The following is an 18,477-nucleotide window of genomic DNA, read 5'->3' as shown; positions in this document are numbered from 1 at the left end:
GCCAGCGCCCGGAAGCCATACCCGAACCTCCTTCAGTCGTTACGAGAACAAGTCATGACCGCACGAGACAATATGAACCCCATCGAAACCACGCTGACGCAGTTCATCGACCAGCACCGCCCGCAGCAGGAAGCCTTCCTGGCCGAACTGGTCAAGGTGCCGTCGGACAACCCGGCCGGCGATTGCGACGCGCACGGCAAGCGCGCCAAGGAACTGCTGGAGGACCTGGGCTTCACGGTGGAGGCCCACAAGGTGCCCGACGAGCAGGTCAAGGCCGCCGGCATGATCAGCGCCACCAACCTGATCGTGCGCAAGCAGTTCGGCACGGGCGGCCCGACCATCGCCATGAACGCCCACGGCGACGTGGTGCCCCCCGGCCTGGGCTGGACCAAGGACCCGTACGGCGGCGAGATCGCCGACAGCGAACATGGCCCGGTCATGTACGGGCGCGGCGTGGCGGTGTCCAAGTCGGACTTCGCCACCTACACCTACGCCGTGCTGGCGCTGATGGAAGCCGAGAAGCAGGGCGCGAAGATCAACGGCGCGGTCGAGCTGCAGTTCACCTATGACGAGGAAACCGGCGGCGACATCGGTCCGAAGTTCCTGCTGGACAACAACCTGAGCAAAGCCGACTACGCCATCTCGGCCGGGTTTTCGTACGGCATCACCTCGTCGCACAACGGCTGCCTGCACGTCGAGGTGACGGTCAAGGGCAAGCAGGGCCACGCCGCCATGCCGCACACCGGCGTCGACGCGATCGAGGCTGCCACCCACATCCTGCAGGCGATCTACGGCCTGCGCGCCGAACTGGCGACGCGCAAGTCGAAGGTGCCGGGGATCGACACCGCCACGCTGAACGTCGGCCTGATCAAGGGTGGCATCAACACCAACGTGGTGCCTGACCTGGTGACCTTCCGCGTCGACCGCCGCATGATCCCCGAGGAAATCGGCTTCGACGCCGAGGGCGAGATCCGCGCCGTGGTCGAGAAGGCCGCCAAGGACCGCCCCGGCATCGAAGTGAAGGTCGAGCGCATCATCCTGGCCGAGCCGCTGTCGGAACTGCCGGGCGTGGAAAAGCTGATCGGCGCGCTGAAGAGCCGTGCCGAGTCGGTCTTCGGCGTCGAGATCCCGGTGCAGGGCGTGCCGCTCTACACCGACGCCCGCCACTACACCAAGCGCGGCATCCCCACCGTGCTGTACGGTGCCGGCCCGCGCACGCTGATGGAAGCTCGCGGCCACAACTCGGACGAGAACCTGCGCCTGAACGACCTGAACCGTGCCACCAAGGTGGTGGCGCTGGCGCTGTCGGACCTGATGAAGTAAGGCAAGCCGATTTGCCAGAGCGCCAACAGACGGCTGGCTAATCCAAAACGCCACGGGTTTCCGTGGCGTTTTGCATTGTGTTGGGGGGACGGCCGGGTTAATGGCTGTTGTTATCCTGGCTGGCTATAAAGGACGCCGCGATGTGTGCGCGGCTCGCCGTTCCAGGCTCAGGAAGATGCTGCAGCCGCGCAGCCGCCTCATCGAACGGAAGCCGATTCCGCCTGCACCGGCAGCGTCGCCGCCCCCGCACCCAGTATCCGCTGCATCAGCACCGTATCGATCCACTGCCCATGCTTGAAGCCCACCGCTTCCAGCCGGCCGACGGTGCGGAAGCCCAGCCGTTCGTGCAGGGCCAGCGAGCCCGCGCCTTCGCCGGTGGCGGTGCAGGCGATGAGGGCGACCATCTGGCGCCACGGGCCGGTTTCGCAGCGGGCGATCAGCGCCGCCAGCAGCGCCTGGCCCAGGCCTTCGCCGACGCGCCGATGGTCGATGTAGATCGAGTCTTCGATGGCGAAGCGGTAGGCGCTGCGCGCGCGGTAGGGCGAGGCATAGGCGTAGCCCAGCACCTCGCCGTCGCGCTCGGCAACCAGGTAGGGCAGGCCCTTGCGGTGCACTTCGGCAAGGCGCAACTGCATCTCGTCGAGGCTCGGCGGCACTTCCTCGAACGAGGCGCGGCCGTGCTGCACGTGGTGGGCGTAGATGGCGTGGATGGCGGGAAGGTCGGCGCGGGTGGCTTCACGCAGCGCAAAGGGTTGGCGCGTGCCGTTGCCGCGTGGCCCGGTGGTGGAAACAGGAATGGAAGTCATCGGAAATGGCGCCTGGGGCAAGAACCGCTCCCACGCAGGATGCGTGCCGGTGTGATGCACGGATGATGCTGCGCGCAGGACGCGGTCTTGTATATAGTGCGGGTGGATTTGCACCGCATTAGTGCCGATGCCCCGCCGCGGGGCGCGGCCATGACAAGAGAGGACCTGAATGATCACCATCTACCACAACCCCCGTTGCTCCAAGTCGCGCGAGACCCTCGCCCTGGTCCAGGCCGCCGCCGAGCGGCTGGGAGAGCCGGTGGAGATCGTGGAGTACCTGAAGGATCCGCCGTCGCTGTCGACGCTGCGCCAGTTGCACACCCTGCTGGGCGTGCCGGTGCGCGAGATGCTGCGCGACAACGAGACCCCCTATGCAGAACTGGGCCTGGCCGACCCTGGCCTGACCGATGCCGAACTGCTGGCGGCCGTGGCCGACAATCCGATCCTGCTGCAGCGTCCGGTGGTGGTGCGCAACCGCCGCGCCGCGATCGGCCGCCCGCCCGAGAACGTGGCGCCGCTGCTGGCCTGAAACAGAACCGGCCCCCACGGTGTGGAGGCCGGCCGGTCTGCGAGGCAGTCTGCTTCAGGCGGGGTCGTCTAATGAACACCCAGCCAGTGCATGGCCTCCTGACCGAAAGCGATGGCCGCCAGCACCACCAGCAGCACCACCAGCGTCACGGTGCTGACGTAGAGCGTGGCCTTGGCGACTTCGGCGTCCTCATCCGAGGAATGGCGATGGGTGATGGGCGTGGCGTCGCGCGTGGCATGCGGCCAATGGATCCGGCCAGCCAGGTCTCTCAAGTGCAGGTCGGTAGGGAAACGCATGATCGACACCTCCTCGGCAGGCGCCGCGCGGTCCGGGCAGGATGGCTCAAACGGCATATGGCGTGGCTGCGCAAGTGCGCCGGTTAGTCATGGCTCGTTTCGCCCGGTAACGCCATATCCGCTTCTACTATAGGCGGGCTGGCGCCGGTTGCGAGCGACGGCCTGCAAGGGACATGCCGCCAAGCTTGATGCGGTGCAAAAGACGATCAGGCCGGCGTCGGAGGAGGTGAGGGCACGCTTGCGCTGGTTTCCTCTTCAGGCGTGAGCGCTGCCAGCGCCGCCTCACGCTCGCGCAGCGTCGCCAGCATGTTGCAGAACAGCGCGCCCTGTTCCATCGCATCGTCGAGCGCCACATGGGTGTGCGGCAACGGATCCAGCCAGCCAGCCGGAAAGGCCGCCTTGACCGTCTTGCGATAGGGCCGCCCGGTCAGCGCGAAGCCCAGGGTCTTGACGTCGAGGGCGGCCCAGCCGAACGGCGAGCGCCCGGCGAAGCGCATCATGTACCAGAACATCCAGGTGAAATCGAAGCCCGCCGGAAAGGCGACGAAGACCGGCTTGCCGGGCAGGGCCTCGACCCATTCGACATAGCGCACCATGGCGTCCTCGGGGCGCTGCAGGTGGCGCCGGCATGCGCTCCAGGCTTCGGGCTGGGTTTGCCACCACTGCATCTGCACCGGGTGGCCGGCGGCGCCGGGCAGGGTTTCGAGGTTGGCCGAGAAGGTGCCGAGCACGGTCTTGTCGGCCAGCATCGCCACCGAGGCGAAGGACAGCATCGAGTGCGGGCCCGGGATCGGGCCGTCGGCCTCGACGTCGGTGCTGACGTAGATCTCGGGACGAGTGTCGGGCGCCTGTCGCTTGGCCATGGCCTCAGCCCGCGTCGACCAGGTGATCGGCGACGAAGGGGTTGTGGCGGCGTTCCTCGCCGAAGGTCGAGACCGGGCCGTGCCCCGGGATAAACGTCACATCCTCGCCCAGCGGCCACAGCCGCGTGCGGATCGAGCGGATCAGGTCGGCGTGGTTGCCGCGCGGGAAGTCGGTACGGCCGATCGAGCCGGCGAACAGCACGTCGCCGACCACCGCCAGCCGGTTGGAACGCGAGAAGAACACCACGTGGCCCGGGGTATGGCCGGGGCAGTGGTAGACCTCCAGGGTCTCGCTGCCGAACTGCACGGTGTCGCCGTTCTCGAGCCAGCGGTCGGGCTCGAAGCTCTCGGCGTGGCCGAAGCCAAAGCGGCGCGTCTGCTCGGGCAGCTGCTCGATCCAGAAGCGCTCGTCCTGTTGCGGGCCCTCGATCGGGATGCCGAGTTCGCGCGACAGGGCCGCGGCGCCGGCGCAATGGTCGACATGGCCATGCGTCAGGAAGATCTTTTCCAGCGTGACGCCATGCTCTTTCACCGCCGCGCGGATGCGGTCGAGGTCGCCGCCGGGATCGCAGACCGCGGCGGCGCCGGTGCTTTCATCGATCAGCAAGGAACAGTTCTGCTGGAAGGGCGTGACGGGAATGAGCAGGGCTTTCATCGAGGTCTTATGTGGCCGGCGGGGTACCGGGCCAGGTGTCCTGGCGGCGCGATTGGGGCGGTGCCCCGCATTGTAGCGCCGGCAACGTCGGGCCCGTCCGGCACCTTCGATGTGGTGAATGGGGTACCCGCCGGGGACCATGCCACATCGGCCTGAATCCCTTGCCACAAGCGGGATTCCGCCAATTAGGCCCCGATCGTGCGAAATCGCACAGATTTCGTAACAAATTGAAAGAGATAGTCCCAAACAGTCAATGTTAGACTGCCGCCCATGTTACGGCTCTCCGCTCTCACCAAGCGCTGGCAACGGCTGGCCAAGCTCGGCGCATGCACCGCATGCGCCGTGGTGCTGGCCGCTTGTGCCACGCCGCCTGAAAGCGATATCGCCGGCACCGACGCCGGCGATGCCGTGCCGACGCGCGCGGCAAAAAACAGCAAGTCCGCCAGGACCGAACGCGCCGACGCCAGGCCCGGCGCGCGCGCGCCCGAAACCGGCAGCTGGAACCTGTTCGGCTATGACCCCGACGAAGGCCGCAGCGGCAATTCGCTCGAAGGCCTGCGCGCCGACATCGGCACGTTCGAGCAGCGCGGTGTGGCTTCGTGGTACGGCAAGGGCTTCCATGGCCGCAAGACCGCGAACGGCGAGCGCTTCGACATGCGCGCCATGACCGCGGCGCATCCGTCGCTGCCGCTGGACAGCTGGGTGCTGGTGCGCAACCTGCGCAACAACAAGGTTGCGGTGCTGCGCATCAATGATCGCGGCCCATACCACGGCAACCGCGTGCTCGATGTGTCCTACGGCGCCGCGCGCCACCTGGGCTTTGTCGAGCGCGGCGCCACCAATGTCGAGATCCGCCGCCTGACCCGCACCGAAGTCGCCGCGCTGGGCCCGCAGGTGGATGCCGGCGGCACCGAGGCCGGCGACGGCAGCGGCGATGACGACGTGTCCGTGCCGGAACTGGCCAGCTCGCTGGCGCCCGCCAAGGCGCGCAAGGCAGCCAAGGCCAGCGGCAAGACCCTCAATCGCAAGCGCCACTGAGCGCGCCGGCGCCGCCGCATGCCGCCGCGCGCTGACACCTTCTCTTTAACTTCTGCCCTGCAGGCCCGCGCGCGGGCCGCGCCATCATGCGTCGGCGTCGCCGGCGCGCCGGGCCAGCGCCAGCCGATACAGTGCGTCGGTGCCCGCGCCCGTGATCGCGGCCGCCAGCTTGGCGGCGCGCTTGGCCGGCAGCTCGGCCAGCAGCAGCGCCAGCACGCGCTGCGCTTCGGCGTCCGGCAGACCATCGGCGGCGGCGCTGCCGGCCCCTTCCACCACCAGCACGAATTCGCCCTTGGCCCGGTTCGGGTCGGCCGCCAGCCAGGCCGGCGCCTGCGCCACCGGTACCACGGCGATGTCCTCGAACAGCTTGGTCAGTTCGCGCCCGACCAGCACCCGGCGCTCGCCCGGCAGCCCCGCGGCCAGCGCGGCGAGGGTGTCGGCGATGCGGTGCGGCGCCTCGTAGCAGACCCAGGCGTGATCCAGCGCCGCCAGGCTGGCGATCGCCTCGGCGCGCGCCTTGGGCTTGGGCGGCAGGAAGCCGGCAAAGGTGAAGCGGCCCGCGCCGGCATCGAGCAGGTCGCCCGCCACCGACAGCGCCGCCACCGCCGCACTGGGACCGGGCAGGGGCACCACCGGATGGCCGGCGGCGCGCACCGCCTCGACCAGCCGCGCGCCGGGGTCCGAGATGCCCGGCGTGCCGGCGTCCGAGACATAGGCAATGCGCTCGCCCGCCGCCAGGCGTTCGGCGATGCGGCACGCGGCCTCGCGCTCGTTATGCTGGTGCACCGCCACCAGCGGCCGCTGCAGGCCGACGCGCGCCAGCAGCTGGCCGGTGTTGCGGGTGTCTTCGCAGGCCACCGCGTCGGCCAGCCCCAGCACATGCAGCGCGCGCAGCGACAGGTCGGCGACATTGCCGATGGGCGTGGCCACGACATAAAGCGTGCCGGCCGGGTACGACTGGCTTGCCGCCAGGGAGATCCAGTCACTCATGCTTGAGAACTTCCGTTGATGCGATCATTCAAATCCACCACGCAGGGGCCGGGCAGGCGGGCGCCAAGCCGGCAGGCACGCGGGGCGCAGGCAGAGGACCGGGCCCTGGCCCACTTGCGGCGCCAGGGCCTGGAGCCCGTGGTGCGCAATTATCGCTGCAAAGGCGGCGAGATCGACCTGGTGATGCGCGCGCCGGACGGCACGCTGGTGTTCGTCGAGGTGCGCCAGCGCAGTGGGCGTGGCTTCGGCGGCGCCGCGGCCAGCGTCACGCCGGCCAAGCAGCGGCGCGTGCTGCTGGCCGCCGGGCACTACCTGGCCACGCTGGCCCGGGTGCCGCCATGCCGCTTCGACGTGGTGGCGCTCGAACCCGGCCGGCTGGAGTGGCTGCAGCAGGCCTTTGACCTGGATGCCGCCGGGCCTGCGTCATAATGCACGGCAGATATCGGCGGAAAGCCTAAGCGGCAGACATGAGGGGCGATTCGCGGATCGCCATGGCAACAAACAGGCCCCAGAGCCATGAGTATCGACAGTATCCAGCAACAGTTCCTAGACAGTGCCGAAGCCAAGCGACAGGCTGCGGCGGTGATGGCCCCCTATATCGACGCCGCGGTGGAACGCATGGTCGGCGCGCTGACCAGCGGCAACAAGATCCTGGCCTGCGGCAATGGCGGCTCGGCGGCGCAGGCGCAGCATTTCGCCGCCGAGCTGGTCGGGCGCTTCGAGCGCGAACGCCCCGGCCTGGCCGCGATCGCGCTGAGCACTGACAGCTCGATCCTGACCGCGATCGGCAACGACTACGACTTCAGCAAGGTGTTTGCCAAGCAGGTCGAGGCACTCGGCCAGCCCGGCGACATCCTGCTGGCGATTTCCACGTCGGGCAATTCGGACAACGTCATGGCTGCCGTGGCCGCCGCGCACCAGCGCGAGATGGCGGTGGTGGCGCTGACCGGCAAGGGCGGCGGCGCCATCGCCGGCCTGCTCGATGAATTCGACATCCACCTGTGCGTGCCGAGCGAGCGCACCGCGCGCATCCAGGAAGTGCACCTGCTGACGCTGCACTGCCTGTGCAACGGCATCGACGAGGCCCTGCTCGGGGAAGCGTGATGCCGGGCATCCGCCGACCCTCCAATTCCCAACATCCCGACACAGCAAGGACCGCATGACCCATCTGCCCACTACGCAAGCCTCCCGGAACGGCGCGGACGCGCGCCATCCTTCCCGCCCCCTGGCCAGTTCCGGCCTGGGCCGCGCCGGCCTGGCCGCGGCCGCGCTGGTGTGCGCCACGCAGCTGGCCGGCTGCTTCCCGGTGATCGCCGGCGCCATGGGCACCGGCGTGGCCATGGCCACCGACCGACGCCCGGCCGCCACCCAGACCGTCGACCGCGGCCTGCAGCTGGAGGCCGAGAACACCATCAACTCGCGCTTCAGCGGCCAGGCTCGCGTCAACGTGACCGTGTTCAACCGCAAGGTGCTGCTGACCGGCGAGGCCAGCAACGACAGCGTCAGGCAGCAGGTCGAGCAGTACGTGCGCGGCCTGCAGAATGCGCGCGTGGTGATCAACGAGCTGGAGGTGGTCAACTCGCCCGGCTTCATGACCCAGAGCCAGGACGCCTACCTGACCAGCAAGGTCAAGACCCTGCTGATGACCGCCGAAGGGGTGCCGTCCAACTCGATCAAGGTCACCACGGAAAAGAGCGTGGTCTACCTGCTGGGCGTGGTCACCAGCGCCGAGGGCGACCGGGCCACCGACGTGGCGCGCAATGCCTCGGGCGTGACCAAGGTGGTCAAGGCCTTCGACTACGTCAACGACGCCGAGCGCGCGCGCCTGGATGCGGCCTCGACCTCGCAGAACCCGTCGTTCGACGGCAGCGTCGGCACGCCGGCGCCGGTGCAGTCGGTGCCGGGCGTGGGCGGGCCGATCGACGCCCCGGCCGGCGCCACCCCGGGCACCGCGGGTACCACGGGAACCGCTGGCGCCACCGTCGCCCCGGTCGCGGCCCCGGTCACGTCGCCGGTGGCGCTGCCGCCCGGCCGCAACCTGCCCTGAGGCGCGCGGGCTCACCGGCTCGGGCCGGTCAGACGGCGTCCGCTTATGCGGGCGCCGTTTTTCGTTCTGCGCTTTGCTACGCACACCAGGCCCGGCCGATGTGCTACGGTTGCCACGCTGGCTGACTGCGATAACGCTGCGCCGGCCCCAGACGGAGCAAGCCCATGACAACAACGATCCCCCGGCCTGCCTGGCGTGTGCCGCCGCGATCCGCCCCGCAATGGGCGCTGCTGGCCGCGATGCTGTTTGCCCAGCCGGCGCTGTCGGCCGGACCCGGCGGTGCGCCGGCCCAGGCCACCGATGCCGCGCTGCGCGCGCGCAGCCAGGCCGCCGCCTGCACCAGCTGCCATGGCCCGGCCGGCCGGGCCCCGGCGGGCAGCACGATCCCGTCGCTGGCCGGCCGCCCGCAGGCGGAGCTGGCCGCGCAGATGCAAGCGTTCAAGGCCGGCACGCGCCCGGCGACGGTGATGCACCAGCTTGCCAAGGGTTACAGCGACGACCAGATCGCCGCGATCGCGGCGTGGTTTGCCGCCGTGCGCTGACAGGAGCCAGCCATGCACAGACGAAGCTTCCTCGGCGCCGCGGGCGCCGCAGTCCTGGATGCGGCCGGGATCCGGTCCGCGCGCGCCGCGGCCCGCGCCAGGGTGGTGGTGGTCGGCGGCGGCTATGGCGGGGCCACGGCGGCCCGCTACCTGCGCGAATGGAGCGGCCAGGCGATCGAGGTGACGCTGGTCGAACCGAATCCGGCCTTTGTCTCGTGTCCGCTGTCGAACCTGGTGCTGGGCGGCAGCCGCCAGCTCGGCGACCTGACGCTGCCGTACGACGCACTGGTGCGCCGCCACGGCGTGCGGCTCGCGCGCGACACTGCGGTCGCCATCGACCCGGCCAAGCGGACCGTGCGCCTGGCCGGCGGCAGCGTGCTGCCCTATGACCGCCTGCTGCTGTCGCCCGGCGTCGAGATGATGCGCGACGCGTTGCCCGGCCTGAAGCGTCCCGGCGGCGAGCAGATCCTGCATGCCTGGAAGGCGGGCCCCGAGACTGTCGCGCTGCGGCGCCAGCTCGAGGCGATGCCCGATGGCGGCACTTATGCCATCAGCGTGCCGCTGGCGCCGTACCGCTGCCCGCCGGGACCATACGAGCGCGCCTGCCAGGTGGCGCACTATTTCCGCCAGCACAAGCCGCGCAGCAAGGTGCTGATCCTGGACGCCAATGCCGACATCACCTCCAAGGCCGCGCTGTTCCGCCAGGTGTGGGCCACGCAATACCCCGGCATGGTGGAATACCGGCCGCAACACGAGGTGGCCGATGTCGATCCCGCCACGCGCACGCTCAAGTTCGAGGTGCAGGACGATGTCCGCGCCGACGTGCTCAACCTGCTGCCGCCGCAGCGGGCCGGCGCGATCGCGGTGTCGGCCGGTCTCGCCACCGCCAATGGCAAGTGGTGCGAGGTGGACTTCCTCAGCTTCGAGTCGCGCGCCGCGGCCCATATCCATGTGATCGGCGATGCCATCCAGATCGCGCCGCTGATGCCCAAGTCGGGCCATATGGCCAACCAGCACGGCAAGGTCGCGGCGGCGGCGCTGGTGGCGCTGCTGTCGGAGCGCGCCCCGGACCCGGAGCCGCTGTACAACAACACCTGCTACAGCTTTACCTCCGATCGCGAGGCAGTGCATGTGTCGAGCGTGCATCGCTACGACGCGGCGCAGAAGACCATGGTCACGGTGCCGGGCTCGGGCGGGCTGTCGCCGGCCCCGACGGTGCTGGAGGGCGATTACGCGCTGGCATGGGCCAAGGGGATCTGGGCCGAGATGCTGGGCTAGCCACCGCCGGTGGTGCGGGCGCCAGGCGTTGCCCGCACCAAACCGCAAGAACGTGCAAGGCCGCGCGCACCGGCGCTGCTACCCTGGGCGTCCCGATCGAACTCCGCGCGCCCGCGCACGGCATTTCCATGCAAGCCAGAGACCGTCTCCTCGCCCTCGCCATCATCTGCGTCTGGGGCGTCAACTTTGTCGTGATCAAGGTCGGCCTGGCGGGCGTGCCGCCGATGCTGCTTGGGGCGCTGCGCTTCCTGCTGGTGGTGTTCCCGGCTATCTTGTTCGTGCCGCGCCCGCGCGTGCCGTGGCGGCTGCTGCTGGCCTACGGCGCCACCATCAGCCTGGGCCAGTTCGCCTTCCTGTTCTACGCCATGGCGGTCGGCATGCCGGCCGGCCTGGCGTCGCTGGTGCTGCAGTCGCAGGCCTTCTTCACGCTGGCGATCGCCGCGCTGTGGCTGGGCGAGCCGGTGCGCTGGCACAACCTCGCCGGCATGGCGGTGGCGGCAGGCGGGCTGGCCCTGATCGGCGCCGGTGCGGGCGGCATGGGCGGCATGAGCGCGGTGGCTTTGGGCTGACCCTGTGCGCGGCATTCTGCTGGGCCAGCGGCAATATTGTCAGCAAGAAGATCGGCCCCGTGGACCTGCTCGGGCTGGTAATCTGGGGCGCGCTGGTGCCGATCGTGCCGTTCGCGCTGCTGTCGCTGTGGTTCGAGGGCCCGGCGCGCATCGTGCAGAGCGTGACGCAGGTGTCGGGCATGGCGGTGTTCGCGGTGGCGTACCTGGCGTTCGCCGCGACGGTGTTCGGCTACACCATGTGGGGCCGGCTGCTGACGCGCTATCCGGCCAGCCAGGTAGCGCCGCTGACGCTGCTGGTGCCGGTGGTGGGGCTGGTGTCGGCGCACGTGCTGCTGGGCGAGGACCTGTCCGGGGTTGCAGTGGATCGGCGCGGCGGTGGTGATGGCGGGGCTGCTGCTCAACGTGTTCGGCCAGCGCCTGTGGGCGGGCAGGACGCTGGCGCGCCGCTGAACCGGCGCGCGCGGCGCCTCATGTTGTGCTGCATCAATGGGTAAACACTATATGCGCATTCACGCATATACGAATATATTGGACGGCATGGAAGAGCTGGATCGCGTGTTCGAAAAGGTATCGGGTTACTTCAGCCTGCTGGCGGAGCCGACGCGGCTGAAGATCCTGCACGCCTTGTGCGATGGCGAGAAGCCGGTCAGCACGGTGGTCGAGACGGTGGGTTCGTCCCAGACCAACGTGTCGCGGCATCTCAACGCGATGTACCGCTCGGGCGTGCTGTCGCGCCGCAAGGAGGCGAACCTGGTGTTCTACGCCATTGCGGACGAAAGCGTGATCGAGCTGTGCCGCACGGTCTGCGTGCAGGTGGCGAGCCGGCTGGAGGACAACGCCTTGCCCTCCGGCGTGGTCGACCGCTTCATGGCACAGCCCGCGCCGGAGGCCCCGGCGCGCCGGCGGCGCAGCGCGGGCTAAGCCGCGCCACCACTCTTCCGGCAGCAAACGGCGGCGCCGCACCCGTGGCAGCGCCCTGTACAACAGGCACGCCGACCGGTCTGACCGACCGGGGCGAGCGCGCCGGAGGAGACCGCATTGCAGGAACGGAACCGGCCCGGGCGCATCGTGCCCGCGCCCGAGCACTTCGTCAGCGCATCGCTGCAGCAGGACATCGGCCGGCACGGCCTGGACGCGCCGCGGCGCGACTTTCTGCGCAAGAGCTTCCTCGGCGCCGCCGCCGGCATTGCCGCGGCCGCGGCGGGCCGGCACGCGCTGGCCGCGGACGGCGATGCCGCCATCCTGCAGCCGCAGCCCTGGGCCACGTCGCTCGGACAGCCGGTGGCCGCGCGCCCCTATGGCCAGCCCTCGGTCCATGAAAAAAGCCTGATCCGGCGCGAATCGCCCGGCCTGACCCGGGTGTCGGCGGCCTCGGTGGCGTTCGCGCCGCTGCAGGGCTTCTTCGGCATCATCACGCCCAACGGCCTGCACTTCGAGCGCCACCACCAGGGCTGGCACGATCTCGACCCGGCGCGCCATCGCCTGATGATCAACGGGCTGGTGCGCACGCCGCGGGTCTACACCATGGACGACCTGATGCGCCTGCCGGCGGTGTCGCGCATGCACTTCATTGAATGCGGCGCCAACACCGGCATGGAGTGGGGCAACGTCGCGGTGCCGACGGTGCAATACACCCACGGCATGCTGTCGTGCTGCGAATTCACCGGGGTGCCGCTGCGGGTGCTGCTGGACGACGCCGGCGCCGACCTGCGCCGCGGCCGCTACCTGCTGGCCGAGGGCGGCGACGGCTCGTCGATGACCCGCACCATCCCGATGGAGCTGGCCGACGAGATCATCGTCGCCTGGGGCATGAACGGCGAGATGCTGCGGCCCGAGAATGGTTATCCGCTGCGGCTGGTGGTGCCGGGCGTGCAGGGCGTGTCGTGGGTCAAGTGGTTGCGCCGGCTGGAACTGGGCGACCAGCCCTGGAATGCCAAGGACGAGACCATCCACTACGTCGACATGATGCCCGACGGCAAGCTGCGCCAGTACACCTCGATCCAGGAATGCAAGTCGGTCATCACCACGCCGTCGGGCGGCCAGCAACTGGTGGGCAAGGGCTTCTACAACATCAGCGGGCTGGCGTGGTCCGGGCGCGGACGCATCAGGCGGGTCGATGTCTCGACCGACGGCGGGCGCAACTGGCGCACCGCGCGGCTGGAAGCGCCGGTGCTGTCCAAGTGCCTGACCCGCTTCAACCTGGACTGGGTCTGGGACGGCGGCCCGGCCATCCTGCAAAGCCGCGCCATCGACGAGACCGGCTACGTGCAACCGCAGCTGGGGCAGCTGCGCGCGGTGCGCGGCACGCGCTCGATCTATCACAACAACGCGATCCAGAGCTGGCAGGTGGCGGCCGGCGGCGAGGTGACCAATGTCCATGTGGGTTGAGCTCAGGGTCGCCGCCGCGCTGCTGCTGGCGGCCGGCGCCGCCGCACCGGCGGCAGCCGGCACGGATGAAGCGCGTGCGGCACTCGGCCGCACCGCCACGCCGGCGGAGGTGGCCGCGTGGGACATCGACGTGCGCCCGGACTTCAAGGGCCTGCCCAGGGGCAGCGGCACCGTCGCGCAGGGGCAGCAGGTGTGGGACGGCAAGTGCGCGTCGTGCCACGGCGACTTCGGCGAATCCAACGAAGTCTTCACGCCACTGGTCGGCGGCACCACTGCCCAGGACATCCGGCGCGGACGCGTCGCCGGCATGACCGGCAACCAGCCGTACCGCACCACGCTGATGAAGGTCAGCACCGTCAGCACGCTGTGGGACTACATCCATCGCGCGATGCCTTGGAACGCGCCCAAGAGCCTGAGCGTGAACGAGGTCTATGCGGTCACCGCCTACCTGCTCCACCTGGGCGAGATCGTGCCGGCCGACTTTGCGCTGTCCGACGCCAATATCGCCGAGGTCCAGCGGCGCATGCCCAACCGCGCCGGCATGACCATCGACCACGGCCTGTGGCCGGGGCGCGGCCGCCCGGATACCCGCAACACCGCGTGCATGTCGCGCTGCGCCGACCAGGTCGCGATCGCCTCGTCGATGCCTGACTATGCCCGCGACGCCCATGGCGACCTGGCGCAGCAGCAGCGCGGGTTCGGCCCGGTGCGCGGCATCGCCGCAGCCACGGCCAGGCCAGGCGGCGGCGCCGTGGCCGCCGCGGCGCCCGCGCCCGGCGCGCGCCTGGCCAGCCAATACCAGTGCGTGGCCTGCCACGCGATGGACCGCAAGCTGGTGGGGCCGTCGTTCGCCGACATCGCGGGCAAGTACAAGGGGCAGGATGCGCATGCGGCACTGGCGCGCAAGGTCAAGGCGGGCGGGCAGGGCGCGTGGGGCGCCGTGCCGATGCCGCCGCAGCCGCAAATCCCCGATTCGGACGTGCAGGCCATGGTGGGCTGGATTCTTGAGGCAAAATAGCGGACTGGCCGCCGCAGTGCCCCCGGGCGGCGGCCAGTGTGTGCCGCCAGGCCATTGCAGCACGGCCCGCGCGGCCTTTGCCGTCCCCACGGCTTTACAGAGCTTGGAGAGCTTAACAATGAAGCAGTTTGTCATCGCAGCGCTGATGCTGGGCGCCGCCGCATCGGCCCACGCGGTCGATGCCGCCAAGGCACAGGAGATCGCCAACAAGAACGCCTGCATGGGTTGCCACCAGGTCGACAAGAAGCTGGTCGGCCCGTCCTACAAGGAAGTGGCGGCCAAGTACAAGGGCGACAAGAACGCCCTGGCGACCCTGAGCAAGAAGGTCAAGAGCGGTGGCTCGGGCGTGTGGGGCCCGGTGCCGATGCCGGCCAACGCCGCCCTCAGCGACGCCGACCTGAAGACCGTGGTGGAGTGGGTGCTGGCAGGCGCCCCCGCCAAGTAAGACCGACTGCCACAGCGGGCAGTCCGCCGATGCACCGGGCCGGGCGGTGAATGCCGCGCGGCCTGGGACAACCAGCGGCCGGCCATGTACCGGCCGCAAGCAACACCCCTGAAACGGTCCACGACCGACTGGAACGGAGTAGCCGGAGAGCAAGCAATGAATTCCAAACGACGAGAAGTGCTGCTGGTCACCGCTGTCCTGTCGCTGATGGCCGCCACCGGCCTGATCAGCGAAGCGCAGGCGGCCGAGTGGAACAAGAACGCCTTTGACGGCAAGAGCGTTGCCGACGTGATCAAGGCCCTCGGCGGCAGCGGCACCGAGAAAAGCACCGCCATCACCTTTACCGCGCCCGATATCGCCGAGAACGGCGCCGTGGTGCCGGTGGCCGTGACCAGCACCCTGCCGGATACCGAGCAGATCGCGATCCTGGTGGAAAAGAACCCCAACACCCTGGCCGCCGACTTCATCATCCCGGCCGGCACCGAGCCGTTCGTCTCCACGCGCGTGAAGATGGGCCAGACCTCGGTGGTGCACGCCGCCGTCAAGGCGGGCGGCAAGTGGTACGTGGCATCGAAGGAAATCAAGGTCACGCTGGGCGGCTGCGGCGGCTGACGCCGCGCCCGGACCGAGATTCCCGCCAAACTGCAACAGGAGAAACACATGGCAGACCCGATGCGCGTACGCGCCACCGAAAACGGCGGCGTGGTGGACGTCAAGATTCTGATGAAGCACGACATGGAGACCGGCCAGCGCAAGGACGCGTCCGGCAAGGTCGTCCCGGCCTGGCATATCCAGACCGTGAGCGCCCAGTGCAAGGGCAAGGAAGTGTTCCGCGCCCAGTTCGGCCCGGCGGTATCCAAGGACCCGTTCCTGAATTTCAAGTTCAAGGGCGGCGCCAAGGGCGACAAGGTGGCCGTGACCTGGACCGACAACAAGGGCGACAAGCGCACCGACGAGGCCACCATCGCCTGAGGCTGCCCGGCCACGGCTGCATGCCGCCGGCACGCCGCGCTGTCCTCTGCTAAGGTTCGGGGCGGAATGCCGGGACGGACCCGGCCCGAAGGAGCATTATGCGGCGAGCATTTATTCGAGCATCGGCGGCCCTGGCCGCCATCGGCCTGGCGGCGAAGGCCTCGGCACAGTCCGGCCAGCCGGCGCCGGCCGGGGCGGGCAAGGGCGGGCGCGTGAAGGTGGTGTACCAGCTGTCGGAGGGCGTCGACCAGGCGGTGCGCGCGATGGGCAACCTGCGCAACCACCTGAATGGCGCCCCCGGCACCAAGATCGTGGTGGTCGCGTTCGGCTACGGCGTTGACTTCCTGGTCGACGGCGCCAAGGACGCGCGCGGCAACAGCTTCGAAAGCCCGGTGGGCGCGCTGGCCGCCGACGGCGTGGAGTTCCGCGTGTGTCGCAATACGCTGACCGCGCGCAAGATCAGTGAAGCGCAGCTGTTGATGGAAGCCAAGGTGGTCCAGGCCGGCGTGGTCGAGATCGCGCGCCTGCAGGCCGAGGAAGGCTACGCCTATATCAAGCCCTGAGCCGGGTTGGCGCGGCCCGACGGCAAGACAAGACAGAAGAAACGGCCCGTCACGCAAGGCGCGGCCGCGAGGAGAAGCCCCATGAAACCGATCCGAAGCCTGGCCCGGCGCGCTGCGCTGGCGCTGGCCGCCACCGCGGCGGCCGCAGCCGCTGCCGCCGTGCACGCGCAGGGCAGCACTGCCGACGAAATCGCCAAATACCGCCAGATGCTGGCCGAAGGCAATCCCGCCGAGCTGTGGGAAGCCGCCGGCGAAGAGCTGTGGAAAAAGCCCGCGGGTCCGAAGAACGCCTCGCTCGAGCAATGCGACCTGGGCAAGGGCCCGGGCGTGACCAAGGGCGCCTACGCCGAGCTGCCGCGCTACTTCAAGGACACCAACAAGGTGATGGACCTGGAGCAGCGGCTGGCCCACTGCCGCATGACGCTGCAGGGGCTGAACCGGGAAGAAGCCACCAAAAACCCGTTCTCGTCGTCGGGCAAGCCGTCCGAGATCGAGCGCCTAGTGGCCTACCTGACCGGCGAGTCGCGCGGCGTGAAGATGAACGTGCAGCTCAGCCATCCGGAAGAAAAGCGCACCTATGCGCTGGGCGAGAAAATGTTCTTCTACCGCGGCGGCGCCTATGACTTTGCCTGCGCCACCTGCCATGCGGTGGACGGTCAGCGCATCCGCCTGCAGGACCTGCCCAACCTGCTGACCGACAAGGGCGCGCAGGCGGCCTACACCACCTGGCCGGCGTATCGCGTGTCGCAGGGCGAGGTCCGCACCATGCAGCACCGCCTGTACGACTGCCTGCGCCAGCAGCGCTTTCCCGAACCCGCCTATGGCTCCGACGTGATCACCGCGCTGACCATGTTCTTGGCGAAGAATGCCAACGGCGGCACCTACGACGGCCCGGCGATGAAGCGCTGACCAGTACGGGAGAGACAACATGCAACGACATACCAAGGCAGTGGCCGTCGCGGCCCTGGCCGCCCTGCTGGCAACCGGCGCCCACGCACAGGACAGCGCCAAGACCCGCCCCGCCAAGGGCAAGCCGGCCGCCGTCAGCGGCGCCGACATGAAGCACCTGATCGAGGACTCGTTCTCGTCGCGCGGCCCGGTCACGGTCGAGGGCGTGCTGAACCAGGACGGCATGCAGCAGGCCTGCAGCGAGTACCCGGACCGCACCCGGGTGCCGGCCAAGGTGGCGAAGAAGATCGAGGCCGCCGAGCTGAAGCAGATCAAGTACCCGGCCGACGACAAATGGCTGGGCGACTGGAAGGAAGGCGAAAAGGTCGCCCAGAACGGCCGCGGCATGCAGTTCACCGACCAGGTCGGCGCCACCAATGGCGGCAACTGCTACGCCTGCCACCAGATGACCAAGGCCGAGATCTCGTTCGGCAATATCGGTCCGTCGCTGTACCAGTACGGCAAGCTGCGCGGCAACTCGCAGGAGGTCATCAAGTACACCTGGGGCAAGATCTGGGACTCCAGCGCCTACGCCGCCTGCTCCAACATGCCGCGCTTCGGCCACAAGGGCATCCTGACCGAGGCCCAGATCCGCGACGTGATGGCGCTGCTGCTCGACCCGGCCTCGCCGGTCAACCAGTAAGCCGATGCGCGCGCCCGCCATGCTGCTGCGCGCGCTGCTGGCCGCCGGCCTGATGCTGGCCGCGGCCGGCGCCGCCGCGCTGGAAGTGGGCGACACCGTGCGCCTGCCCGAGGTCCGCACCCTCGACGGCCGCACACTGAGCGCGGCCGCGCTGGCCGGCAAGCCGCTGGTGGTCGAATACTGGGCCACCTGGTGCCCGTTCTGCGCGATGCAGAACCCGCGCCTGCAGAAGCTGTACGAGCGCACGCGCGGCACGCCGCTGCAGGTGCTGGCCATCAGCATCGACAAGGACCCGCGCGAGGCTGCCGATTACATGAAGAAGCGCGGCTACACCTTCGCCGCGACCATGGATTCGCCCGCGCTGCAGGCGGTGTTCGGCAAGCGCAAGGGGCTGCCGGAACTGTACGTGATCGACGCGCGCGGCCGCGTGGTGCAGAAGGAAGTGGGCGAAATGCTCGAAGACGACGTGGCCGCGCTGGAGCGCTACGCCACGCCATAGCCAGGCCATAGCCATGCGATGCCGGCAGCCCCGCGCCCGCCGGCACGCACTTATCCACAGGAAGA

General features: G+C 69.4%; 23 protein-coding genes and 1 pseudogene. 19 read left to right on the top strand and 5 right to left on the bottom strand.

Features of this window, described 5'->3' with window-relative positions; translation table 11 throughout:
- The first annotated feature begins 54 nt into the window (after positions 1 to 54).
- Positions 55 to 1,323 carry a M20/M25/M40 family metallo-hydrolase gene (locus CBM2586_RS15865; RefSeq protein WP_115688389.1) on the top strand — a complete coding sequence of 423 codons (1,269 nt, stop codon included), beginning with the start codon at positions 55 to 57 and terminating at the stop codon, positions 1,321 to 1,323.
- 197 nt (positions 1,324 to 1,520) lie between these two features.
- Here CBM2586_RS15865 and CBM2586_RS15860 read toward each other — a convergent pair whose 3' ends face one another.
- The gene (locus CBM2586_RS15860) at positions 1,521 to 2,129 is read right to left on the bottom strand and encodes a GNAT family N-acetyltransferase (RefSeq protein ID WP_115688387.1); all 609 of its coding nucleotides are present in this window, start codon (positions 2,127 to 2,129) and stop codon (positions 1,521 to 1,523) included.
- 169 nt (positions 2,130 to 2,298) lie between these two features.
- On the opposite strand from CBM2586_RS15860, the gene arsC reads away from it, so the two are divergent.
- Positions 2,299 to 2,658, top strand: coding sequence for an arsenate reductase (glutaredoxin) (gene arsC / locus CBM2586_RS15855; RefSeq protein ID WP_115663608.1), 360 nt, complete (start codon positions 2,299 to 2,301; stop codon positions 2,656 to 2,658).
- A gap of 68 nt (positions 2,659 to 2,726) precedes the next feature.
- On the opposite strand, the gene CBM2586_RS15850 is transcribed toward arsC, so the two are convergent.
- The 3 genes from CBM2586_RS15850 to CBM2586_RS15840 all read right to left on the bottom strand — a co-directional run bounded on the left by CBM2586_RS15850 (position 2,727) and on the right by CBM2586_RS15840 (position 4,472).
- The gene (locus CBM2586_RS15850) at positions 2,727 to 2,954 is read right to left on the bottom strand and encodes a hypothetical protein (RefSeq protein ID WP_012354224.1); all 228 of its coding nucleotides are present in this window, start codon (positions 2,952 to 2,954) and stop codon (positions 2,727 to 2,729) included.
- A gap of 206 nt (positions 2,955 to 3,160) precedes the next feature.
- A complete protein-coding gene (locus tag CBM2586_RS15845; protein ID WP_115688385.1) occupies positions 3,161 to 3,817 on the bottom strand; it encodes an exonuclease in 657 nt (218 codons plus the stop codon).
- A 4-nt stretch (positions 3,818 to 3,821) separates the two neighbouring features.
- Entirely contained in the window at positions 3,822 to 4,472 is a 651-nt protein-coding gene (locus CBM2586_RS15840) for an MBL fold metallo-hydrolase (RefSeq protein WP_115688383.1), read from the bottom strand.
- Between the two features lie 270 nt (positions 4,473 to 4,742).
- Here CBM2586_RS15840 and CBM2586_RS15835 point away from each other — a divergent pair, with 270 nt between their 5' ends.
- The gene (locus tag CBM2586_RS15835) at positions 4,743 to 5,510 is read left to right on the top strand and encodes a septal ring lytic transglycosylase RlpA family protein (RefSeq protein ID WP_115688381.1); all 768 of its coding nucleotides are present in this window, start codon (positions 4,743 to 4,745) and stop codon (positions 5,508 to 5,510) included.
- 84 nt (positions 5,511 to 5,594) lie between these two features.
- Here CBM2586_RS15835 and rsmI read toward each other — a convergent pair whose 3' ends face one another.
- Positions 5,595 to 6,500, bottom strand: a complete 906-nt coding sequence (gene rsmI, locus CBM2586_RS15830) for a 16S rRNA (cytidine(1402)-2'-O)-methyltransferase (protein ID WP_115663612.1) — start codon at positions 6,498 to 6,500, stop codon at positions 5,595 to 5,597.
- An 18-nt stretch (positions 6,501 to 6,518) separates the two neighbouring features.
- Here rsmI and CBM2586_RS15825 point away from each other — a divergent pair, with 18 nt between their 5' ends.
- From CBM2586_RS15825 to CBM2586_RS15750, 16 genes and pseudogenes are all read left to right on the top strand, one after another.
- Positions 6,519 to 6,929, top strand: coding sequence for a YraN family protein (locus CBM2586_RS15825; protein WP_115688379.1), 411 nt, complete (start codon positions 6,519 to 6,521; stop codon positions 6,927 to 6,929).
- 87 nt (positions 6,930 to 7,016) lie between these two features.
- Positions 7,017 to 7,604: a phosphoheptose isomerase gene (locus CBM2586_RS15820; RefSeq protein WP_115663613.1), complete on the top strand. Its 588-nt coding sequence runs from the start codon at positions 7,017 to 7,019 to the stop codon at positions 7,602 to 7,604.
- A 55-nt stretch (positions 7,605 to 7,659) separates the two neighbouring features.
- Complete coding sequence (locus CBM2586_RS15815; protein WP_115688377.1) at positions 7,660 to 8,547, top strand: BON domain-containing protein; 888 nt, start codon at positions 7,660 to 7,662, stop codon at positions 8,545 to 8,547.
- A 164-nt stretch (positions 8,548 to 8,711) separates the two neighbouring features.
- Positions 8,712 to 9,089: a c-type cytochrome gene (locus CBM2586_RS15810; protein ID WP_115663615.1), complete on the top strand. Its 378-nt coding sequence runs from the start codon at positions 8,712 to 8,714 to the stop codon at positions 9,087 to 9,089.
- 12 nt (positions 9,090 to 9,101) lie between these two features.
- Positions 9,102 to 10,367: an NAD(P)/FAD-dependent oxidoreductase gene (locus CBM2586_RS15805; protein ID WP_115688375.1), complete on the top strand. Its 1,266-nt coding sequence runs from the start codon at positions 9,102 to 9,104 to the stop codon at positions 10,365 to 10,367.
- 128 nt (positions 10,368 to 10,495) lie between these two features.
- A pseudogene (locus CBM2586_RS15800) lies at positions 10,496 to 11,386 on the top strand (EamA family transporter).
- A gap of 51 nt (positions 11,387 to 11,437) precedes the next feature.
- Entirely contained in the window at positions 11,438 to 11,857 is a 420-nt protein-coding gene (locus tag CBM2586_RS15795) for an ArsR/SmtB family transcription factor (protein ID WP_025586038.1), read from the top strand.
- Between the two features lie 117 nt (positions 11,858 to 11,974).
- Positions 11,975 to 13,324: a sulfite dehydrogenase gene (soxC, locus tag CBM2586_RS15790; RefSeq protein ID WP_115688373.1), complete on the top strand. Its 1,350-nt coding sequence runs from the start codon at positions 11,975 to 11,977 to the stop codon at positions 13,322 to 13,324.
- Complete coding sequence (locus CBM2586_RS15785; RefSeq protein ID WP_115688371.1) at positions 13,308 to 14,342, top strand: c-type cytochrome; 1,035 nt, start codon at positions 13,308 to 13,310, stop codon at positions 14,340 to 14,342. The genes soxC and CBM2586_RS15785 overlap by 17 nt, the downstream gene beginning before the upstream one ends.
- A gap of 118 nt (positions 14,343 to 14,460) precedes the next feature.
- Positions 14,461 to 14,787: a c-type cytochrome gene (locus CBM2586_RS15780; RefSeq protein WP_025586035.1), complete on the top strand. Its 327-nt coding sequence runs from the start codon at positions 14,461 to 14,463 to the stop codon at positions 14,785 to 14,787.
- Between the two features lie 156 nt (positions 14,788 to 14,943).
- Positions 14,944 to 15,399 carry a thiosulfate oxidation carrier protein SoxY gene (soxY, locus tag CBM2586_RS15775; protein ID WP_115688369.1) on the top strand — a complete coding sequence of 152 codons (456 nt, stop codon included), beginning with the start codon at positions 14,944 to 14,946 and terminating at the stop codon, positions 15,397 to 15,399.
- A gap of 48 nt (positions 15,400 to 15,447) precedes the next feature.
- Complete coding sequence (gene soxZ, locus CBM2586_RS15770; RefSeq protein ID WP_111521230.1) at positions 15,448 to 15,759, top strand: thiosulfate oxidation carrier complex protein SoxZ; 312 nt, start codon at positions 15,448 to 15,450, stop codon at positions 15,757 to 15,759.
- Between the two features lie 98 nt (positions 15,760 to 15,857).
- Positions 15,858 to 16,322: a DsrE family protein gene (locus CBM2586_RS15765; protein WP_115688367.1), complete on the top strand. Its 465-nt coding sequence runs from the start codon at positions 15,858 to 15,860 to the stop codon at positions 16,320 to 16,322.
- An 81-nt stretch (positions 16,323 to 16,403) separates the two neighbouring features.
- Positions 16,404 to 17,231, top strand: a complete 828-nt coding sequence (gene soxA / locus CBM2586_RS15760; RefSeq protein WP_115688365.1) for a sulfur oxidation c-type cytochrome SoxA — start codon at positions 16,404 to 16,406, stop codon at positions 17,229 to 17,231.
- Between the two features lie 19 nt (positions 17,232 to 17,250).
- Complete coding sequence (soxX, locus tag CBM2586_RS15755) at positions 17,251 to 17,913, top strand: sulfur oxidation c-type cytochrome SoxX (protein WP_115663622.1); 663 nt, start codon at positions 17,251 to 17,253, stop codon at positions 17,911 to 17,913.
- Positions 17,914 to 17,917: 4 nt separating this feature from the next.
- Positions 17,918 to 18,412 carry a TlpA family protein disulfide reductase gene (locus CBM2586_RS15750; RefSeq protein WP_115663623.1) on the top strand — a complete coding sequence of 165 codons (495 nt, stop codon included), beginning with the start codon at positions 17,918 to 17,920 and terminating at the stop codon, positions 18,410 to 18,412.
- The last annotated feature ends 65 nt before the right edge of the window (positions 18,413 to 18,477 follow it).

Source organism: Cupriavidus taiwanensis (genome assembly GCF_900250115.1).
Lineage (GTDB): Bacteria > Pseudomonadota > Gammaproteobacteria > Burkholderiales > Burkholderiaceae > Cupriavidus > Cupriavidus taiwanensis_B.
Note: the sequence above shows the minus strand (reverse complement) of the source record. Positions and strands in the feature narration are given on the sequence as shown.